Origin of the sequence: Kribbella monticola (assembly GCF_003261635.1) — a bacterium.
Taxonomy (GTDB): domain Bacteria; phylum Actinomycetota; class Actinomycetes; order Propionibacteriales; family Kribbellaceae; genus Kribbella; species Kribbella monticola.
Genome location: NZ_QFXK01000010.1, coordinates 388,352 through 406,607, shown reverse-complemented (window position 1 = coordinate 406,607; position 18,256 = coordinate 388,352). Strand labels below are relative to the sequence as shown.

Annotated in this window: 17 protein-coding genes; 6 read left to right on the top strand and 11 right to left on the bottom strand. The window is 67.5% G+C overall.

The window, feature by feature from the left end; all coding sequences use genetic code 11:
* Positions 1-149 precede the first annotated feature (149 nt).
* Entirely contained in the window at positions 150-2,714 is a 2,565-nt protein-coding gene (locus tag DIZ26_RS07870) for a phosphocholine-specific phospholipase C (RefSeq protein WP_198675968.1), read from the top strand.
* Between the two features lie 1,023 nt (positions 2,715-3,737).
* Here the strand turns inward: DIZ26_RS07870 and DIZ26_RS07865 are convergent.
* Positions 3,738-5,198, bottom strand: a complete 1,461-nt coding sequence (locus DIZ26_RS07865; RefSeq protein WP_112239014.1) for a cobyric acid synthase — start codon at positions 5,196-5,198, stop codon at positions 3,738-3,740.
* 167 nt (positions 5,199-5,365) lie between these two features.
* Positions 5,366-6,979, bottom strand: coding sequence for an MFS transporter (locus DIZ26_RS07860; RefSeq protein WP_198675967.1), 1,614 nt, complete (start codon positions 6,977-6,979; stop codon positions 5,366-5,368).
* Between the two features lie 102 nt (positions 6,980-7,081).
* Here DIZ26_RS07860 and DIZ26_RS07855 point away from each other — a divergent pair, with 102 nt between their 5' ends.
* The 3 genes from DIZ26_RS07855 (at position 7,082) to DIZ26_RS07845 (ending at position 8,858) form a co-directional block, all read left to right on the top strand.
* Positions 7,082-7,375, top strand: a complete 294-nt coding sequence (locus DIZ26_RS07855) for a GNAT family N-acetyltransferase (RefSeq protein WP_112239013.1) — start codon at positions 7,082-7,084, stop codon at positions 7,373-7,375.
* Positions 7,372-7,905: a YbaK/EbsC family protein gene (locus tag DIZ26_RS07850; RefSeq protein WP_112239012.1), complete on the top strand. Its 534-nt coding sequence runs from the start codon at positions 7,372-7,374 to the stop codon at positions 7,903-7,905. Before DIZ26_RS07855 ends, DIZ26_RS07850 begins: the two co-directional genes overlap by 4 nt.
* Positions 7,906-7,979: 74 nt before the next feature.
* Positions 7,980-8,858: a helix-turn-helix domain-containing protein gene (locus DIZ26_RS07845; RefSeq protein WP_112239011.1), complete on the top strand. Its 879-nt coding sequence runs from the start codon at positions 7,980-7,982 to the stop codon at positions 8,856-8,858.
* An 87-nt stretch (positions 8,859-8,945) separates the two neighbouring features.
* On the opposite strand, the gene DIZ26_RS07840 is transcribed toward DIZ26_RS07845, so the two are convergent.
* Both DIZ26_RS07840 and DIZ26_RS07835 read right to left on the bottom strand, forming a co-directional pair.
* Positions 8,946-9,377, bottom strand: a complete 432-nt coding sequence (locus DIZ26_RS07840) for an organic hydroperoxide resistance protein (RefSeq protein WP_112239010.1) — start codon at positions 9,375-9,377, stop codon at positions 8,946-8,948.
* A gap of 44 nt (positions 9,378-9,421) precedes the next feature.
* On the bottom strand, positions 9,422-10,375 hold the full coding sequence (locus tag DIZ26_RS07835; RefSeq protein WP_112239009.1) for a quinone oxidoreductase family protein: 954 nt from the start codon (positions 10,373-10,375) through the stop codon (positions 9,422-9,424).
* A 102-nt stretch (positions 10,376-10,477) separates the two neighbouring features.
* On the opposite strand from DIZ26_RS07835, the gene DIZ26_RS07830 reads away from it, so the two are divergent.
* On the top strand, positions 10,478-11,137 hold the full coding sequence (locus DIZ26_RS07830; RefSeq protein ID WP_112239008.1) for a TetR/AcrR family transcriptional regulator: 660 nt from the start codon (positions 10,478-10,480) through the stop codon (positions 11,135-11,137).
* A 315-nt stretch (positions 11,138-11,452) separates the two neighbouring features.
* Here DIZ26_RS07830 and DIZ26_RS07825 read toward each other — a convergent pair whose 3' ends face one another.
* The gene (locus DIZ26_RS07825) at positions 11,453-12,136 is read right to left on the bottom strand and encodes a TetR/AcrR family transcriptional regulator (protein ID WP_112239130.1); all 684 of its coding nucleotides are present in this window, start codon (positions 12,134-12,136) and stop codon (positions 11,453-11,455) included.
* Between the two features lie 161 nt (positions 12,137-12,297).
* On the opposite strand from DIZ26_RS07825, the gene DIZ26_RS07820 reads away from it, so the two are divergent.
* Entirely contained in the window at positions 12,298-13,650 is a 1,353-nt protein-coding gene (locus DIZ26_RS07820; RefSeq protein WP_112239129.1) for a serine hydrolase domain-containing protein, read from the top strand.
* Between the two features lie 143 nt (positions 13,651-13,793).
* Here DIZ26_RS07820 and DIZ26_RS07815 read toward each other — a convergent pair whose 3' ends face one another.
* From DIZ26_RS07815 to sufU, 6 genes are all read right to left on the bottom strand, one after another.
* Entirely contained in the window at positions 13,794-14,333 is a 540-nt protein-coding gene (locus DIZ26_RS07815; RefSeq protein WP_112239007.1) for a GNAT family N-acetyltransferase, read from the bottom strand.
* 44 nt (positions 14,334-14,377) lie between these two features.
* Positions 14,378-15,124, bottom strand: a complete 747-nt coding sequence (locus DIZ26_RS07810) for a sulfite exporter TauE/SafE family protein (RefSeq protein ID WP_112239006.1) — start codon at positions 15,122-15,124, stop codon at positions 14,378-14,380.
* Between the two features lie 178 nt (positions 15,125-15,302).
* A complete protein-coding gene (locus tag DIZ26_RS07805; RefSeq protein WP_112239005.1) occupies positions 15,303-16,466 on the bottom strand; it encodes an SPFH domain-containing protein in 1,164 nt (387 codons plus the stop codon).
* Between the two features lie 236 nt (positions 16,467-16,702).
* Positions 16,703-17,329 (bottom strand): acVLRF1 family peptidyl-tRNA hydrolase, encoded by a 627-nt coding sequence (locus DIZ26_RS07800; RefSeq protein ID WP_232828182.1) that lies wholly within the window; start codon positions 17,327-17,329, stop codon positions 16,703-16,705.
* A gap of 92 nt (positions 17,330-17,421) precedes the next feature.
* On the bottom strand, positions 17,422-17,805 hold the full coding sequence (locus DIZ26_RS07795) for a metal-sulfur cluster assembly factor (protein ID WP_112239004.1): 384 nt from the start codon (positions 17,803-17,805) through the stop codon (positions 17,422-17,424).
* Positions 17,798-18,256 (bottom strand): Fe-S cluster assembly sulfur transfer protein SufU, encoded by a 459-nt coding sequence (gene sufU / locus DIZ26_RS07790; RefSeq protein ID WP_112239003.1) that lies wholly within the window; start codon positions 18,254-18,256, stop codon positions 17,798-17,800. Before sufU ends, DIZ26_RS07795 begins: the two co-directional genes overlap by 8 nt.

The window sequence follows — 18,256 nt, the reverse complement described above, 5'->3', positions numbered from 1 at the left end:
AGGACAAGTCAGCGTTGGATCTTGACGAAGTTCATTACTGACGCTTTCATGCCTGAAAACGACTACTTCGATCATTTTGGTTGGATGCGCTGCTGCCGGCGCATCCAACCGATCGAAGCCCCGCCCGGGTCACAGAACAGGTGAGCACGATGACGATGGACAGAAGAGACTTTCTCCGCTCAGCGGGTCTCACCGCGGCCGCGGCCACTGCCTTCGCGGCGCTACCGGCCAGCGTGCAGCGAGCACTCGCCGCGCCCGCGCCGACGGGTGGCCTCGAAATGATCGAGCACGTCGTGATCCTGATGCAGGAGAACCGTTCCTTCGACCACTACTTCGGCTCGCTGCGCGGGGTGCGCGGGTTCAACGATCCGACCGCGAGAACGCTCTCCACGGGCCGCTCGGTGTTCCACCAGCCGGACGGCACCGGGTACGTCCTGCCTTATCCGGTGGCGAGCCAGTACATGACGGGCACTCCGCACGACTGGGCCACCGGCCACGCTGCCTGGAACTCGGGCCGCTACGACCAATGGGTCCCGCAGAAGACGAAGTACACGATGGCGACCCATCTGCGCAGCGAGCTGCCGTTCTACTACGCACTCGCCGACGCCTTCACGATCTGCGATGCGTACCACTGCTCCGAGCTCGGGCCGACCAATCCCAACCGGTTCTATCTGTTCACGGGCATGCTCGGTTACGAGCCGGGCACCACGAAACGGGCCATCGGCAACGATTCGTGGCAGAACCTCTCCCACCCCGGCTACACCTGGACCACCTACGCCGAGCGACTCGAAGCGGCGAACAAGAGCTGGCGGGTCTACCAGGAATGGGACAACTACGGCGACAACTCGCTGGACTTCTTCAAGACGTTCCTCGACGTGGGCAAGAAGGCACTCGCGAAGACCGTCGACCCGACCGGCAAGCCGTACACCAAGCTGGAGTTCTTCTACGACAACGGCGTACGGAAGGCGACTGCCGCCGACCGGGCGACTCTGCTTTCGCAGTTGGCTGCCGGAGTCGCCACGCTCACGACCGCGGAGCGGCGGCTCTACGATCGCGGGCTCGACCGGGTGGCGGCTGACCAACTCGTCACTGCGTTCGGTGACGACGTTGCCGCCGGCAAGCTCCCTGCGGTGTCGTGGATCGTGGCACCGGAGCCGAAGTGCGAGCACCCGTCCTGGGGTCCGGCCGAGGGCGCCAATTTCACCAAGGCGATCCTGGACAAGCTCGCGTCCAGCCCGGACACGTGGAACAAGACCCTGGTGCTGATCACGTACGACGAGAACGACGGGTACTTCGACCATGTGCCGCCGCCGGTGCCACCGGTGAGCACCGATAACGGGCAATCGACCGTCGCCGTCACCGACGAACTCGTCAACGGCGAGGCCATCGGGCTGGGCGCACGCGTTCCCATGATCGTGGTGTCGCCCTGGAGTCGCGGTGGAAACGTGTGCTCGCAGGTCTTCGACCACACCTCAGTGCTGCGCTTCCTGGAGAAGTGGAGCGGCATCGCCGAACCGAACATCTCTCCCTGGCGGCGTTCCGTCTGCGGCGACCTGACGACGGCGCTCGACCTGACGACGTCGAACGTCACCTATCCGTCTCTTCCCACGACGCCACCCACTCCCGGCTGGGACACGACTTATCCCGCTCCCCCGAGCACCCAGGCGCTGCCGGCACAGGAATCCGGCGTACGGACTTCACGACCGCTGCCCTACTCGCTCACCGCTTCCGGCCGTGTTGCCGGCGACAGGGTGTGGATCGATTTCGCCAACACCGGGACGGCCGGCGCCCACTTCTACGTCTACGCGAACGCCTTCCGCACCGACGGCCCGTGGCGCTACACGGTCGGAGCCGGGAACACGCTCTCTGACTACTGGATCACGGGTACGCCGCAGGGCGCCTACGACCTGACAGTTGCCGGACCGAATGGATTCGTACGGCGGTTGGCTGGCAATCGCATCACCGCCACAACCGCGGGCAACGCCAACCCCGAGGTCACCCTTCGCTATGCGCCGGCTGACAACCTCGTCTGGCTCAAGATGACGAACAGCGGGACCAAGGCGTGCGTCGTCACCGTCCGGACGAACAACCGCGGCGGCGGGCCTTGGACCTATCCAGTCGCCGCAGGCGCGACGGTCGAGGACTGGTTCAGTACGGCGAACGGAGCCGGCGGTTGGTACGACCTCACGGCGACAGCCGACACCACCGACGGCTTCCTCCGCCGCTTCGCAGGCCATCTGGAGACTGGTACACCGAGCACCAGCGACCCGGTTATGGGCTCGGGACGTCTCAACTGCACGGTGCGATCCTTCGACAGCCAGGAAACAATCAGCGAAAACGCTCCGGCGACCAAGGCGATCGACACCAACCTCGCCACCTACTGGCACACCAAGTGGACCTCGCCGGCCGACCCTTTCCCGCATGAGATCCAGCTGGACCTGGGTGCGGTGCGGGTTGTCACCGGTCTCACGTATTTGCCACGACAAGACGGCAGCCCCAACGGCCGCATCGGCAGCTACGAGCTCTACCTCAGCACGGATGGCACCACTTGGGGCAACCCGCAGACGACTGGAACTTTCGCCGACGATGCTGCCGCGAAGACGATCCGTTGCTGGCCGACGTCAGCGCGCTACCTCCGCCTACGAACTCTCAGCGAGGCCGGCAACAGAGGCCCTTGGACGAGCGCGGCTGAGCTGACGCCGCTTGGGTGGTGAGAGGTTCCCGGGTTTGTAGATGAGTGAGTGGTCGGCGAGGCTGCGACGAGAAGCGCCGCACTCGTCCGCCACGCTCACCGAGTTGCCATGAAGGTGCGGCGAGCCTGGCCTCGTGAGCCGAGCACCGATAAAGAAAGTGCGACGCGAGTCCCCGTACGCCGGTGCGACGTGCGACCTGCGACGCGGGACGCGTCGCAGGTACCGCCGTAGGCCGGCACGACGCGCCACGCGCGACGGGTGTCGCCGAACTCCGGTGCGACGCGCGACGTGCGACGCGTCGCGGGTATCGCCGTCGCCGGGACGACGCGCCACGCGCGACGTGCAACGTGGGACGCGCGACGCGGGTATCGCCGTACGCTGGGACGACGCGCCACGTGCGACGCCGACGCCGACGCCGGTGCGATGTGCGACGCGGATCTCCGTACGCCGGGTGTCGCCGTACGCCGCTGCGATGCGACCCACCGCAGTTGTTCAACTGCAGCGCCGAAGCGGCGCCCGGCGGCCGCAGCGGGTTGAGCGGCCGGGCATGCGGTAGACGAGTGGATCAGTCGAGCATCAACGCAGGAGGTGCGGAGCGGGTGGCAGTGCGCCGGTCAACCAAGGATCGCCACCGCAGTTGTTGAGCCGCGACGAAGGAGCGGCGACCCGGGGGTGGGTGGGTCGAGCGCCGACGCAGGAGGTGCGAAGCGGGTCGCAGTACCTCGGTCAACCAAGGATCGCCACCGCAGTTGTTGAGCCGCGACGAAGGAGCGGCGACCCAGGGGCGGGTGGGACGAGCACCGACGCAGGAGGTGCGAAGCGACAACCAAGGATCGCCACCGCAGTTGTTGAGCCGCGACGAAGGAGCGGCGACCCAGGGGCGGGTGGGACGAGCACCGACGCAGGAGGTGCGAAGCGGGTCGCAGTACGCCGGTCAACCAAGGCCCGCCACCGCAGTTGCTGAGCCGCGACGAAGGAGCGGCGACCCGGGGCGGGTGGGACGAGCACCGACGCAGGAGGTGCGAAGCGGGTCGCAGTACCTGGTCAGGTTGGTGCGCCGGGTGGGATGAAAGGTAGGGCGGCAGGGGCGCCAGCCGAGATGAGGTCGAGGAGGGCGTTGGTGTTGAGGTGTTCGTCGATTGCGTCGGCCAGGCGGTTGAGGCGGGCCTCGCGAAGTGCCGCGAAAGACACCGTGCCGTCGGGCGCCGCCTTGCCGACGAGAGCCGCGACCTCGCCGAGGAACGCGTGCCGCGCGGGGTCGTCGTCCATCAGGCCGTGCCAGATCGTCCCCCACACCACGCCCGCCCGGCACCCGCCAGGAAACTCATCCGCGTCCCCGACGACCCGGACGGAACCGTGGTGGATCTCGTACGCCGTAGGAGCCGGCCGCGCCAGCGTCTTCGCCACCGCGAACTCGGTTGCCACCGGCAACAACCCGAGACCGGTATGACTCCCACCGCCCTCAACCGAGTAAGGATCCTCGATCGCCCCACCAAGCAACTGATATCCACCACAGATCCCCAGCACAGGTCGCCCAGCAGAAACCCGCGCCACCACCGCATCCGCCAGCCCCGTCGAACGCAACCACGCGAGATCAGAAGTCGTCGCCCGCGACCCAGGCAGCACCACGAGATCCGCATCGCGGACCTCGGCCGGGCTCGCCGTGAAGAACACGCTCGTCGTCGGCTCCACAGCCAGCGCATCGAGGTCGGTGAAGTTGCTGATGCGCGGAAACCGCACCACCGCGACGGACAGTACGTCGGAGTCGTGCGCCGTCCGTCGCGCCGGGATGTCGAGCGCGTCCTCGGAGTCCAGCCACAGCTCCGGCAGCCATGGCAGTACGCCGTACGTCGGTCGTCCGGTCACCGATTCGAGCATGTCGATCCCCGGCTGCAGCAGCGACACGTCGCCACGGAACTTGTTGACGATGAACCCGCTCACCAGCGCCTGATCGGCCGCCGACAGCAACGCCACCGTGCCGAACATCGAAGCGAACAACCCGCCCCGGTCGATGTCACCGACCACGACCACCGGCGCCCGAGTGTGCTGCGCGAGACCCATGTTCACGTAATCGGATTGCCGCAGATTGATCTCGGTCGGACTCCCAGCACCCTCGCTGATCACCACGTCGTACCGCGACGCCAGATCGTCGTACGCCGCGAAGGCTGCCTTCGCCAACTCCGCGCGCTCCGTGAGGAACCCGCGCGCCGTCAACTCACCCCACGGCTCCCCCATCAGTACTACGTGACTTCGCTGGTCACTGCCCGGTTTCAGCAGCACCGGGTTCATCGCGGCCTCCGGCTCGGCGCCGGCCGCGATCGCCTGGATCCATTGGGCGCGCCCGATCTCGGCACCGTCGGCGCAGACCATGGAGTTGTTCGACATGTTCTGTGCTTTGTACGGCGCGACGCGGACTCCCTGCCGCGTGAGCCACCGGCAGAGCCCGGTCACCACGGTCGTCTTACCCGCGTCGGACGTAGTACCGGCAACCAGGAGAGAGCCCACGACCTGATCCTAGGAGGTCGCCGCACCGCCTCGGTGCCGCAGGTCTCCGCAGACCAGGTCGCAGGCCTCGTGCTCTCAGGCCCAGCCGGGCAGCTCGGCTCGAGCCCAACCGATCAGCTCGCTCGAGCCCAACCGATCAGCTCAGCTCGAACTCAGCTCAGCAGGCGTCAGGTCGTCGGTGGTCTCTCGTCGGCACCGGGTTGCTGACCGCGGCCGACACCTTGCTCCTCCGGCGGCAAGACCGGGGTGATCCGGCGGCCCTGGGCGTCGGTACTGGGAAGTCGCGGCGTCGTGCCCTGGAAGCGGGTGGCGCCGGCACGTTCTCGCGCAGAGAGCGGTTTCGCGACGTTCTCGAGCGACTGCCCCTCGGCGTCGACCCCGAAGAACCAGGCGATCAGACCACCGATCAGCATCACGGCGGCGCCGATGATGTAGCCGACCGTCAGCGGTCCGCGAGGCGGGTTGTCGCCCTCGCCGATCAGCGACGCGAACAGGAACGGTGCCACAACTCCACCAGTGAGCTGCGAGATCGCGAAGAAGAACGAGATCGCCTGCCCACGCAGCTCGATCGGGAAGATCTCGCTCACCGTCAGGTACGCCGACGAGGCGCCGGCCGAGGCGAAGAAGAACACCACGCACCACAAGCCGGTCAGCGACGCGGCGTTCAGCGATCCCGCCTTGAACAGCAGCGCGGTGATGAACAAGACGACCGCGGAGATCGAATAGGTGCCGAGGATCATCTTGCGGCGGCCGATGGTGTCGAAGAAGTGCCCGAGCAGCAGCGGGCCGGCCAGGTTGCCGATCGCGAACGGGAAGAAGTACAGGGCGACGCTGGAGTCGTTCAACCCGAAGTACGACTTCAGCACCAGCGCGTAGGTGAAGAAGATCGCGTTGTAGAGGAACGCCTGGGTGACCATCATCGAGAAGCCGAGGAACGACCTGCTCCGGTAGTCGCGCAACATCACCCGGGCGATCTCGCGGTACGTGATCGGCGGGTAGTCGACCACGTTGATGGCCTCGTCGTCGGTGACCTCGCGCAGCTCGCCGCCCTGGTTGCGGACGGTCTCCTCGATCCCGTCGACGGTCCGCTCGGCTTCCTCGACCTTGCCGTGGGTCATCAGCCAGCGCGGGCTCTCCGGGATGTGCCGGCGCAGGTAAATGATCATCAGACCCATCACCGGGCCGACCAGGAAGCACAGCCGCCAGCCCCACTCGACCGGGATGATGTCCTTGTTCAGGAACACCAGGCCGACCGCCGAACCGATCAGCGCGCCCGCCCAGTAGGTGCCGTTGACGCCGATGTCGACCCGGCCGCGGTACCGCGACGGGATCAGCTCGTCGATCGCCGAGTTGATCGCGGCGTACTCACCACCGATGCCCATACCGGCCACGAACCGGCACAGCGCCAGCGACCAGAAGTCCCAGGTCAGGCCGGCCGCGCCGGAGGCGATCAGGTAGACCATCAAGGTGATGATGAACAGGCTTCGGCGGCCCCACTTGTCGGTCAGCCGGCCGAAGACGAGTGCGCCGACCACCTCACCGGCCAGGTAGATCGAGGCGAGCAGCCCGACCTGCGACGTACTGAGCGACAGCGTCGCGCTCTCTTTCAGGACGTTGCCGACCAGGGAGACCAGCTGGATCTCCAGACCGTCGAGGATCCAGGAGACGCCGAGTCCGACGACGATCATCCAGTGGAACCTCGTCCACGGCAATCGGTCCATCCGGGCCGGTACCAGACTCGGTATCGCCTTGCCTTCGTTCAACGCATGCTCTGCACTCATCCGCCGCTCCTCAGCCTCGGCCGGGTCATCCGGGTTCCCGTACCCCGGGTCACCGACCCAAAACGGCCCGTCATTCCGCGAGCGATGGCTAGAGTTGCGGGCATGGAGAACGAGATCAGCATCGTGGACGCCCCGGACCAGAGCAGGTACGAGGCCAGGGATGCCGACGGCAATCTGATGGGGTTCGTCGACTACAAGCTCGCGGGTCCGGTGATCGCGTTCCGGCACGCCGAGACCCTGCCGGAGTACCGCGGGCGCGGAGTGGCCGGGCAGATCGCGGCCAAGTCACTCGACGATGCCCGCGAGGCAGGGCTGCGGGTCAAGCCCGCGTGCCCGTTCTACCAGGAGTTTCTGGCTTCCCACCCGGAGTACGCCGATCTGGTGGACGCCCGGTGAGCGCGCCGGTGCTGGGCAAGCTCGACTGGCGACCGGCCGCCGAGGTGCCCGAGTTGCTCGCCGAGCCGGTTCGGGCCGCGCTCGGCGACCTCCCGGCGTACGCGGTCGCGATCGACCCGGAGCTGGCAGACACCGCTGCCTTCTGCGCGGAGTACGACGTACCGATGGCCGCGTCGGCCAACTGTGTCATCGTGCACGGCAAGCGGGCGGGCGAGTCGACGTACGCCGCGGTGATGGTGCTCGCCACTCACCGGGCCGATGTGAACGGCGTGATCCGCAAGCACCTCGGCGTGCGGAAGATCTCGTTCGCGGCGCAGGACGACGCCGTCGGCTCGACCGGGATGGAGTACGGCGGCATCACCGCGATCGGATTGCCTGCCGCCTGGCCGATCCTCGTCGACGAAGCGGTCGCGCAGGCCGGCCCCGTCGTGATCGGCAGCGGCATCCGCGGATCGAAGCTGCTGCTCGAGGGCGCCGAACTGGCCAAACTGCCGAGCGCCACCGTGCTGGAGCTAGCCGCTCCTGCTTGAGTTGTGGATACCATCAGGGCTGACTCGGCGAGACGGAGCGAGCAGCGGATGCGGGGTTGTACCGGGATGGTGTCATGACGGTCGCGGGCGGCGAGGGTGGGCCGACCGCACTGCGGATCATGCTCGGCGGACATCTGCGCCGGATGCGCGAGGCGGCGAAGATCAGTCGCGCCGACGCGGGCTGGCAGATCCGCGCCTCGGAGTCCAAGGTCAGCAGGATGGAACTCGGCCGGGTCGGCTTCAAGGAACGTGACGTCAGCGACCTGCTCGAGCTGTACGGGCTGACGGACGAGCAGGAGCGGGTCCGGTTGATGGAGCTCGCCCGTGCCGCGAACAACCCCGGCTGGTGGTCGCGGTACGGCGACGTGATGTCGAACTGGTTCGCCAACTTCGTCGGCCTCGAGGTCGCGGCGAAGTTGATCCGCACGTACGAAGTGCTCTTCGTACCAGGGCTGTTGCAGACCGAGGCGTATGCGCGGGCGGTCGTCCAGCTGGGGAAGGCGTACCTACCGCCGGAGGAGATCGAGCAGCGCGTCGCACTCCGGGTGACCCGGCAGCAGATCCTCACCAGACCGGACCCGGTCCGCCTGTGGGTCGTCATCGACGAAGCCGTACTGCGGCGGCCGATCGGCGGCAGCGAGGCGATGTGCGAGCAGATCGAGCATCTGCTCACGGTTTCCCAGCAGCCGAACGTGACGCTGCAGGTGATGCCGTTCAGCAACGTCGGGTACCCAGGTGCTGGTGGCGCGTTCACGATCATGCGGTTCCCCGAGGGTGACCTGCCGGACGTCGTTTACATCGAGCATGCGGCGAGCGCGCTGTTCCTGGACAAGCTCGAAGACCTGGACGAGTACGCCGCGATCATGGAGGCGCTGACCATTGCGGCCGCGCCGGTGAACGATACGCCCGGGATTCTTGCCGAGGCACTGGCCCGGATGAAGCAGTTGTCCTGAACCGTGCTGTTCAGCGCCCGACATGCTGAACCCCACCGCGGGACACGGTGGGGTTCAGGGGTCGACTGACCGGAGGGGGCGGCCCGCTCAGGCGACGGTGAGGGTGAACTTGATGTTGCCCCGGGTCGCATTGGAGTACGGGCAGACCTCGTGCGCCTTCGCGACCAATTCCTCGGCGGCTGCGCGCTCGAGGGTCGGCAGGCTGACGACCAGGGCGACCTCGAGGCCGTAGCCGGTGCCGCCGTTGATCGGGCCGATGCCCACCTCGGCGGTGACGGTCGAGCCGTCGACGTCCTGCCGGGTCTTGCGCGCGACGGTCTTCAGCGCGCTGTGGAAGCACGACGCGAAGCCGGCGGCGAACAACTGCTCGGGGTTCGTCCCGTCGCCGGTGCCACCCAGCTCCTTCGGCGGCGCGACGGTGACGTCGAGCTTGCCGTCGTCGGTGGCGGTGCGGCCGTCCCGGCCGCCCTCGGCGGTCGCGCGGGCCGTGTACAGAACCTTCTCTACTGCAATCGTCATCTGTGGTGTCCTTGTCAGTGGGGCGGGTGTCAGTGGGGCGGGTGTCAGCGGGTCGGGTCGAGGGTGAGCTTGCCGACCGTCCGGCGGGCGCGCATGTCCTCGTGAGCAGTGGCGATGTCGGACAGCGCGTAGTCGCCGCCGACGATCGGGCGAAGCTTGCCTTCGGCAGCGAGGCCGAACAGTTCCTTCAGCGGATCGCCGAGCAGCGCCGGGGTCTTGAAGCAGTCCGCCAGCCAGAACCCGGCGATCGTCTTCGAGCCCTTCATCAACCGGCCGGGCTCGATCGCCTTCGCCGCCTGGCGCGAAGCCGAACCGAACGTCACCAGCCGGCCGAACCGACCCAGCGCGTCGAACGACTCGTCGAAGGTCGGCCCGCCGACCATCTCGAGCACGATGTCGACCGGCTTACCGCCGTTGGCCTCGATGATCCGGTCCTTCAGTCCCTCGGGCTCGCCGTCGATCGCGGCATCGGCACCGAGCTCCAGCGCCAGCTTGCGCTTCTCCTCCGACGACGCGGTGGCGATGACACGACCGGCGCCCCAGAGTTTCGCGAGCTGGATGGCGAGCGTGCCGACACCACCGGCACCGGCGTGAACGAGAACCGACTCGCCCGGCTGCAAGTGGGTCGAGGTCTTCAGCAGGTGCCACGCGGTCGTGCCCTGCAGAACCAGAGCGAGCGCGTCGCCGTCCTTGACGCCCTCCGGCACGTCGAACGCGTACGGCGCGTGTGCGACGGCCTTTTCGGCGTACCCACCCGAGCCGACCAGCGCGACCACCCGGCGACCGTCCGCGGTGTGACCGACGACCTCACCGCCAGGGATCAACGGCAGCTCCGTCTTCGACAGGTAGCTGTTCTCCACCTGGTGGGTGTCGGCGTAGTTGACGCCGGCCCGGTCGACGGTGATCAGAACCTGTCCGTCACCCGCGACCGGCTCGTCGACGTCGCTGACCTTGAGGACTTCCGGGCCACCGAACTCGGTGATCTGTACGGCTCGCACGCTGATCTTCCCTTCACGGTCTGATTTGCTTCTCTACGGTGTACTATACACCGTACGTTAGCGATTCCGATCGAGACCCTTTGTGACGTGGGAGACAGACCGATGCCAGCCAGCCGGGCCAGGACGCCGCGCAACACGCTCAGCCCCGAGCTGATCGTGCGCACCGCACTCGAGCTGATGGAGTCCGACGGCACCAGCGCCTTCAGCCTCCGCGGCCTGGCCGCCGAGCTCGGCGTCGGGCCGATGGCGCTCTACACCTATTTCCGCAACAAGGACGACCTGTACGACGCCGTCCGCAATCACCTGATGGGACTGCTTCCCCCGGTGCCCGACGGGGTGCCGTGGCAGGACCAGGTGCGCGCGGTGTGCCGGAGTCTGCGCTCGCTGATGCTCCAACATCCTTGCCTCGCGCAACTACTCGCCGGCCGGCCGCTGAGCGGCCAGGAGACCGCGCGGGTGGCGGAGGGCCTGCTCGGCGTACTGCGTTCTGCCGGCTTCGACAAGGAGACCGCGGCGCGAACGCACACCACCCTCTTCACCTACGTCCTCGGCTCGACCTCCTGGGAAATCCAGATGGCCGCCGAACGCCGAGACCCCGAAGCCTGGCGCCGCCTCCGCACCACCATGGAGTCTCTCTCAGCCACCGAGTTCCCCACCGTCGTCGAGCTAGCCCCCGAACTCTCCCGCACCACAGGCGGCGACCCCCAGTTCAACTACGGCCTCGACCTCCTCATCACCGGCCTAGAACCCCACACCACCTAACTCGTACGACAAGCACCCGCTCCGCCCCTCCTACGTCGGCGCTCGACCCACCCACACCACCACGCCGCTCCCCCGTCGCGGCTGAACAGCGAACGCGCACCGGATGGGTCGTGATCGCGTGGTTGCCCGTAGTTTGCGCCGCCCCATTCACCCATCGGTCCCGCCAGCCTCGCCCATCCGGCGTGCCCGCTCCGCCCATCCGGTCTGCCCGCTTCGCCCGTCCGACCTTGGCAGCTCCACCGGCCGCCGTCCTCCGCCTCGACCCCGTCTTCGAACCGTGGGCCGAGCGCACCTTCCCGGATGATCGTGTGATGGTCACCGGGTAGGCCCGCGTTGCAGCGCCTCCAGCCCGTCGAGGATGGCCTGGAGGCCGAGCTGGAAAGTGTTGTCGGGCGCCGCGCCGTAGTCGGCGCCGTCGGTGTCCAGGCGGGCGCGCAGCCGAGGGAATTGTGCGGCGATCTCGCGAGCCTCGGCCTGGGCGTCGCCGATGGCCTGTTCGGCGTCACCGCTACCTTCGCGCCGCAGTTTGCGGGTGAGCGAGGCTGTCGCGGCTGTGCCGAGGGCGTTGCCGAGGACGAAGGTGAAAACGGCGGCCGCGGCCTGGTCGGCTGCGGGGCCGGCGAATCCCGCGGTTTCGTAGATGGCGAGGAGGTGGTCGTCATGGCGGGCCTTGCCGGGGCCGAACATGAGGAGGGAGCCAAAGGCCTGCAGCAGCCAGGGGTGGCGGGTGAGCATCGCGTACAGGTCGCTGGCCATGACGGTGGCCGCCGTGCGCCAGCCGACCTCGTCGGGGGCGGGCAGCGCGATTTCGTGCCACAGTTGGTCGCCGGCGAGGGCGATGAGGTTGTCCTTGCTGCCCACGTGCCAGTAGACCGCAGTGGCCGCTGAGCCCAGCCGCTGGCCCAGAGCACGCATGTTCAGACCCTCCAGCCCTTCAGCGTCCAGCAGGCTGATGGCGGCAGTGAGGATCTGTTCGCGGGTCAGTGTGCTTCGGGGCATGGATTCACGATAGCCCTGGACTTGCACGCCGTTCAAGAAACTCCTTGCACTGTGTTCAAGTCGTTCGCTACTCTCCACTTGAACACAGTGCAAGTCGCCGCGACGCCCGGATGGGCAGCTCGGCGCCGAGCGCGAACCACACCGATCGAGGGGAAATCGAGATGTCACACGATGCGCTGGCGGAGTTCATCGAGGAAAAGGCCAAGGAGCTCGGCATCCCGGGTGCGGCGGTGGCAGTCCTGGTGGACGGACGGGAGTTGACCGTCTGCCACGGCGTGACGAGCATAGACAACCCGCTGCCCGTCGACCGGGACACGCTGTTCGTGCTGGGCTCGGTCACCAAGACCTACACGGCGACCGCGATCATGCGCCTGGTCGAGCAGGGGCGGGTCGAGCTGGAGGCGCCGGTGCGCCGCTACGTTCCCGAACTCCGGCTCCCCGATGAGGGCGCGGCCGCGCAGATCACCATCCTGAACCTGCTCAACCACACCGCCGGGCTGGACACCCGGATGGTCTTCGACAGCGGAGACGGAGACGACGCGCTGGCCCGCGAGGTGACCCACATGGCTGAGGTGGCGCTGATCGGCCCAGTCGGAGGCCGGGCCTCCTACAGCCAGCTCGGCTACAACCTGCTCGGCCGGGTCGTCGAGAACGTCACCGGTGAGACCTACGAGGCCGCTGTCGCCTCACTCGTCCTGGAACAGGCCGGCATGACCGACAGCGTCTTCACCGCCGGACAGGCCATCACCCGCCGGTTCGCCGTGGGCCACAACCTCAGCGAAGGGGCGCTCAAGGTCGCCCGGACGTGGAAGGACACGCGCGGCAACAACCCGGGCGGCGGCCTGGTGTCCTCGATCTCCGACCAGTTGCGCTGGGCCCGGTTCCACCTCGGCGGCGGTGACCTGGCGCGGCGCATGCAGGAGCCGACGGTGGAACTGCACGGCTCCACGCTCGGCGACGCCATCGGCCTCGGCTGGTTCCTGCGCGACGTGGACGGCGTGCGCACCGTCGGGCACGGCGGATCGACCAACGGCCAGTTCGCCAACCTGCTACTGGTTCCGGAGCGGGACTTCGCCGTCGTAGCAGCGTCCAACGCCGGGCCCGACAACGGGCTGGAGTTCAACCAGACCGTACTCCGCTGGACGCTCGAACACTACCTCGGCGTGGTCGAGCGGGACCCCGAGCCGCTCCCGTACGACCCGCAGCGCGCCCATGAGATCACTGGGCACTACGCGAACGAATTCATGACGCTGATCATCGACACCGACGGTGACACGATGACGGTTGAATGCCGGATCAAGCCGGAGATCCGCGCGGCGGCCGACCGGGAACTGCCGGCGGACCTGCCGCCAGCCGGCCTCGGCCTGCTACCCGGTTGCGGCGACGAGTACATCGTCACTGGTGGCGGCCTGATCGGCCAGCGCGGTTTCCTCACTCGCGACGCCGACGGCGCCGTCATCGGGGCCGACATGGCCGGACGGTTCTTCAACCGGGTCCCGACACCCGCCGAGTGAAACCTGGGAACCCCCGGAGAGCACCGTAGGCGGGGCCGGTGACAGCCTCGCCCAGGTCCACAACATTTGACAATTACTCCCGCGCACCTGCGTTGCAGGTGATCCCGATGCGAGCGCGGCGTGAAGTCCCCCGCTTCGAAAACTCAACCCGGTCGTACGACCGGGGGTCGCAGGCCGAGCCATTGTTCGGCGTTCCAGGCCTCGAAACGTTCTACCTCGGTGAAGCCCAGTTTTGCCGCGAGGCGCATGGAGTTGGTGTTGGCGGACTGGGTGGTGAGGACTACCGATTCGCCGGGAAGGGCGTCGGTGAGCCAGTCGAGTGCTGCTGCGCACGCCTCGGCGGCGTAGCCGAATCCCCAGGCCCGCGGCAGGAACAGGTAGCCGAGATCTGCCTTCCCCGCGGCGGCCGGACGACCGTTCGCCGGGTTTCTCCTGAGCAGGACGTGGCCGATCATCGACCCGTCGAGTTCGACGACGAAGCTCCCGGGCCAGTGTGCCGGTGTCTCGGACAGCTCGCGTTCGAGCTCGTCGCGAGCACGCGGGCCGCCGAGGTAGGTGTGTACCTCTGGCGACGCGAGGAGTTCGATGAACGTCGCACGATCCCGGGGCGCGGACTCACGGAGTACGAGCCTCTCGGTCCTGATCGGCTCAGGCGGCCAAGCCACGGATGCCAGCTCTTCCATCCGCCGCACGCTAACAGGTGGTCGCAGGGCGAAGCGGGCGAGACTCAGAAGACCATGGTGACGATGGCGGCTATGCCTATGACGACTATGAGGGCGCGGAGGGCGGCTGGGGGGAGTTTGCGGCCGTAGCGGGCGCCGGCGAAGCCGCCGATGGTGGAGCCTACGGCGATCAGGGCGGCGGCTAGCCAGTCGACGTCGGCGACGATGATGAACAGAATCGCGGCCACGGTGTTCACGACCGTGGCGAGGACGTTCTTGAGGGCGTTCATTCGTTGCAGGTTGGCGTCCATGCCGATGCCGAGGATCGCCATCAGCAAGACACCCTGCGCCGCGCCGAAGTAGCCGCCGTACACGCCGGTCGCGAAGACGGCGGGCATCACCCACCACGCGCCGCGATGGGCGTGGTCGGGGAGGTTGATCCGCTTCGAGAGCCACGGTTGCAGGGCGACGAGGACGCAGCCGAGCAGGATCAGGCCGGGGACGACAGCCTTGAAGGCCGAGTCGGGGAGTTTGAGTAGCAGTACTCCCCCGACGATGCCGCCGACGAGGGACGCGGGGATCAGGCGGATCAGACGGCCGCGTTGGCCTTCGAGTTCGCGGCGGTAGCCGATCGCTCCGGCCGCAGTACCGGGTGAGAGGCCGACGCTGTTGCTGACGTTCGCCAGGACGGGTGGGATGCCGACAGCAAGCAACGCCGGGAAGGTCAGCAGAGTGCCCGAACCCACCACCGCGTTGATCGTGCCCGCGCCCATGCCCGCCAGCAGGACGAACAGCGCCTCGAACCATGTCATCGCTGCCAGACTCTACGCACCTGACACGGCACGCGCTCACCGGTCCGACCCGTGAACGCCCAACTGCAGCCAACATCACACCGCACAAACAGCACGCGGGCCTCCCCGACCGGTACCGCGAACAGCACGCGGCCCGGCTCCAATGAGCCGGGCCGCGTGGCGTACGTAGTACTGGTTGTCAGCGCTCCTGCGTCGGACCGTCCTGCACCGGCGCGGTCTGCTCCGGAGCGGAAGTGACCGCCGGAGGAGCAGCCGCCTGGCTGCGCGAGCTGACGGCCGCGTTCTGCGCTGCGGCGATCGCTTCCTGTACTGCGTTGTCGGCCTCGGCTACCGCGGCGTCGGGAGTCACCGACGAGCCGCCACCGCTGTCGACCTCCACCGCGTGCGAGTCGCCCAGGTCCGGCTCCGGGAACGGGCCTTCGGCCTTCTGGGTGATGCCGGCAATCTGGCCGACGGCGCTGCCGAGACCCTCCATCGCCTTGCCGATCTCGCTGGGGATGATCCACAGCTTGTTCGAGTCGCCCTGCGCGATCGACGGGAGCATCTGCAGGTACTGGTACGCCAGCAGACCCTGGTCCGGCTTGCCGGCGTGGATCGCGTTGAACACCGTGGTGATGGCCTGCGCCTCACCCTGCGCCTTCAGGATCCGGGCTTCCCGCTCGGCCTGCGCGCGGAGGATGCGCGACTCGCGGTCACCTTGCGCGGTGAGGATCGCGGACTGCTTCTGACCTTCGGCCGACAGTACGGCGGACTGCCGCATGCCCTCCGCGGTCAGGATCGCCGCGCGCTTGTCACGGTCGGCGCGCATCTGCTTCTCCATCGAGTCCTGGATGGAGGGCGGCGGGTCGATCGAGCGGAGCTCGACCCGGTTGACCCGGATGCCCCACTTGCCGGTCGCCTCGTCCAGCACGTAACGGAGCTTCTCGTTGATCTCCTCGCGGCTGGTCAGCGTCTGCTCCAGGTCCATGCCACCGATGATGTTTCGCAGCGTGGTCATGGTCAGCTGCTCGATCGCCTGGATGTAGTTCGAGATCTCGTACGTCGCCCGGACCGGGTCGTTCACCTGGAAGTAGATGACGGAGTCGATCGACACCATCAGGTTGTCCTCGGTGATGACGCCCTGCGGCGGGAACGCGACCACCTGCTCGCGCATGTCGATCGTGTAGCGCACCTTGTCGACGAACGGAGTCAGCAGGTTCAGGCCGGGCTGCAAGCCGACCTTGAACTTCCCGAACCGTTCCACGATACCGACGGTCTGCTGTTGCACGACCCGGACTGACTTGATCAGTGTGACGACCACCAATAAGGCGACCAATGCCAGCACTACGAGGAACGCGGTCACTTGACCCTCCCACTCGACAGAACCCTCAGGACGGACAGTCTTTCCTATCGACGGGCCACTGACGACAACGGTTCCCTCACGATCCGGCTCCCTGATTCGGCAGCTTTCCAAGAATGCGCAGGGTCGTTGTCGGCAGAGTCGCCGGCGGCAACAAATGTCCGTACTTCCGACAGTACTTCGCGGTAACACCCGCACAACCCGCGCCACACCGCCACACCGGCGGAGTTGGCGGCTGTTCAGGAAGCGGGGTCGGGTTCGGTGAGGTGAATTCGGACGGCGCGGGCATCGACGCCGGCTTGTTCCAGAACCTTTTGTTTGGGGTCGGCCACGCCCAGGAAAGGCGGCCGAACCAGCGGGACGAGCGCTTTCAAGCGAGGGTCCTCGAGAACAGTGTCGACAGCTTTTCGGTCACCGCCGCAAACCAGTACGTCGAGTTTCGCAGGAGCAAGGATTCGTACGGCGACTTCGGTGGCGGCCGCGAATGCCTCGCGCGCCTGATTGTCCCGGCGACGGGCGAACCGCTGCTGCGACCATCCGCCCGCCTTCGTCGTTCCCTGCACGTGCCGCGACCCGACCTTCGAGGCCTCCAGCACTCCCCCGGCGAAAACGCCCGCGCCGTACCCACCTCGCCGTACCAGCAGCAGCCCTAGTCGGCGGTCCGCCAGAACGTGCGCGATCAACCCGGCCGGCGTGAGCTCGGACAGCGGGCCGAACGGCACCTCGATCTCAGCGACCGCCCCGTCCTCAGCCGACGCGGTCACCCGGAGCGGCGTCACGTCGTACGAGGTCGGCCCGTGACGCTCGCTGAAGCCGGTCAGCCAGCGCTCGAGGCGGTTCGGGCCGACGGAGAGGATGCGGGTCACCGCACCGACGCTAGTGCATCCGGACATGCGAAAGCCCGGGCCACCTGACCCGGGCTACCGCAGTACTGGAAATCAGCCGCAGTACGGGGAACTCAGACGTTGAAGCCGAGCGCGCGGAGCTGGTCGCGGCCGTCGTCGGTGATCTTCTCGGGACCCCACGGCGGCATCCAGACCCAGTTGATCCGGAAGTCGTTGACCAGGCCGTCGAGCGCCATCCGGGTCTGGTCCTCGATCACGTCGGTCAGCGGGCAGGCCGCGGACGTCAGCGTCATGTCAATGATCGCGGTGGTGGTGTCGTCCACGGTCACGCCGTAGATCAGGCCCAGATCGACGACGTTGATCCCGAGCTCGGGGTCCACGACGTCCTTCAAGGCCTCGGTGACATCTTCGACGGCAACGGTCGAGCCAGCCGGCTTGCCGGCGGCTTCGAGGTCGACCTCGGGCAGCTCGATCTTCTCGTCGGTCTGGTCAGACATTGGTTGCTCCTTCTTTCTTCGCGAGTGCTTGGGCGGTCGCGTCGCGCCAGGCCGACCAGCCCAGCAGCGCGCACTTCACCCGAGCCGGGAACTGCGCGACACCCGCGAAGGCGACGCCGTCTTCCAGAACCTCTTCGTCGGGTTCCACATTCCCGCGACCCTGCATCAGTTCCAGGAACTTCTCGTAGGTCGCCATGCCCTCGATGACCTGCTTGCCGATCACCAGGTCGCTCATCACCGACGTCGCCGCCTGGCTGATCGAGCAGCCGACACTCTGGTGCGTCACGCCGGTCACGACGTCGCCGTCGAGCTCGACCCGGAGGGTGACCTCGTCCCCGCAGGACGGGTTCACGTGGTGCACCTCCACGTCGTACGGGTCCGCCAGCCCCGCGTGGTGCGGGCTGCGGTAATGGTCCAGGATGATCTCCTGGTAAAGGCTGTCGAGCTGCAT